Below are 1382 nucleotides of genomic sequence, written 5' to 3'. Positions count from 1 at the left end.
CAATACTCTGTTAATTCTAACGTAATCGTTTGAAAATGAAGGAGTTAATTAACGTAATATAACTAATAAAATTTGGTTAAGTGGCTGATTATCAGTAACTTTATAGTGATCAAAGCTTAAAGTAACATGACATCAGAACCACTCAACCAATATACGGAAATCTGCAGAGATGCTATCAAAAGTTCATCTGCAAAGGTAAGCAAAACTTTCGAAAACCTTCTCTTGGAAATACTCTTATTGTACATGACGATACAAAGAAAGATAAATTTCACTCAAATGGAGCGCTACGGCACCCATTGCGAGCAGACCTACAGAACGAATTTCAACCGTGGCCGTGCTAAATGCATAGACTGGGTGAAGTTCAACCTTGCCCTTTGCAGACGTTACTTGAATATGGATGGTCTATTGGCTATTGCCATTGATCCGAGCTACATCAGCAAGTCTGGTAAGAAGACTCCGCATATCGGTACTTTCTGGTCCGGTTGTGCAAGTTCCATGAAGCATGGACTTGAAATCATGGGACTGGCTCTTGTCGATGTCTATGCCAACAGTTGCATGATGCTGCGCGCCCATCAGACTCCATCTACAGGAGAGTTGAAACTGCGCAACATGACTCTCGTGCAACATTACATAGCGGTCATCAAGCGTTACAAGAAGGAATTGTTGAAGGTCACCGATATTGTTGTCGCTGACGCCTTCTTCTCTATCCGTCCGTTTGTGGATGGAATCAAAGAGTGCGGTTTCCATCTTGTCAGCCGCTTCAGGGATACAGCGAGCCTATACTATGTGTATACGGGGCCTCGTTCCCACAAACCTGGACGTCCCAAGACACTTGACGGAAAAATCAACTACAAGAAACTTGACCTCACTCGTATGGCAGAGTTGCATATTGAAGGACTTGAGGGCACAGCCTACACACTCATTGCCTATTCAAAGGCTTTGAAGAAGAAAGTGCGCCTTGTCATTTGGATTATGCCCAACGGAAAGCACAAGCTTTTCTTCTCAACAAAGACATCCATGTCGGGTGAGGATGTGCTGCGCACATACCGCTCAAGATTCCAAATAGAATTTTGTTTTCGCGATGCAAAGCAGTATACCGGCCTTACGCATTGCCAGGCAAGACACAAGAACCAGTTGGACTTTTCCTACAATGCATCATTCGCATCACAGAATGTAGCAAAGGTGATGATGAAGGAAAACGGGATGTCGTATTCCATGGCTTCTTTCAAGGAGATCATGGCATGCACATACATCGCTAAATTAATTTTTGACAAGTGTCGGAGAATACCGAACCGAAAGTTAATTAGTCATACTATCAAAGAACTCTTTGGCTGGCAGCGTAAAACTGCTTAGCCTTTATCTCAAATTTTAACGAACTATTG

1 protein-coding gene is annotated in these 1382 nt (G+C 43.0%); it reads left to right on the top strand.

The genetic code is table 11. The annotated features are described in order from the left end of the window. The first annotated feature begins 243 nt into the window (after nucleotides 1-243). A complete protein-coding gene (locus CIK96_RS04910) occupies nucleotides 244-1353 on the top strand; it encodes a transposase (protein ID WP_229119792.1) in 1110 nt (369 codons plus the stop codon). Nucleotides 1354-1382 lie beyond the last annotated feature (29 nt).

Source organism: Prevotella sp. P4-98 (genome assembly GCF_002251405.1).
In the GTDB taxonomy this organism is placed as follows: domain Bacteria; phylum Bacteroidota; class Bacteroidia; order Bacteroidales; family Bacteroidaceae; genus Prevotella.
Note: the sequence above shows the minus strand (reverse complement) of the source record. Positions and strands in the feature narration are given on the sequence as shown.

Bases quoted from the DNA above. Each gene is read 5' to 3' on its own strand.
- CIK96_RS04910 (WP_229119792.1), top strand. From the start codon at position 244: ATGACGATACAAAGAAAGATAAATTTCACTCAAATGGAGCGCTACGGC.